A 389-nucleotide genomic window follows, 5' to 3' on the forward strand; every position below is an offset into this window, starting at 1 on the left:
GCCATCGCCGGAGCTACCGTACTGACCGCGCTCGCTGTCAGCGTAAGCGGCATCGTTGGCTGGGTCGGGCTGGTCGTCCCCCACATCGCCCGCTTTCTGGTCGGTCCCAATTTCGACCGCCTCTTGCCGGTCAGCGCCCTGACGGGCGGCCTGTTCCTGCTTGCCATGGACACACTGGCGCGCAGCGTGGCGACGCAGGAGCTACCGCTCGGCGTCGTAACCTCGCTTGTCGGGGCGCCATTCTTCGCCATCGTGCTCGGCCGTGCCCGGAGGCATTGGTTCTGATGGCCGCGTTAGTCGCCAGCGATGTCTCCTTCACTCACGCCGGCAACGTCGCACCGACCCTGCGCGGGATTTCGATCCGGGCCGAAGCGGGCGCGGTGCTGTGC

The 389-nt window shown here is 67.9% G+C and carries 1 protein-coding gene; it reads left to right on the forward strand.

The features are described from left to right. Positions 1–285, forward strand: a 285-nt coding sequence (locus EN780_RS38375) for an iron chelate uptake ABC transporter family permease subunit (protein ID WP_133373050.1), incomplete at its 5' end; no start/stop codon positions are given. Positions 286–389: the final 104 nt, after the last annotated feature.

Source organism: Mesorhizobium sp. M4B.F.Ca.ET.089.01.1.1 (assembly GCF_004022605.1).
Taxonomy (GTDB): domain Bacteria; phylum Pseudomonadota; class Alphaproteobacteria; order Rhizobiales; family Rhizobiaceae; genus Mesorhizobium; species Mesorhizobium abyssinicae.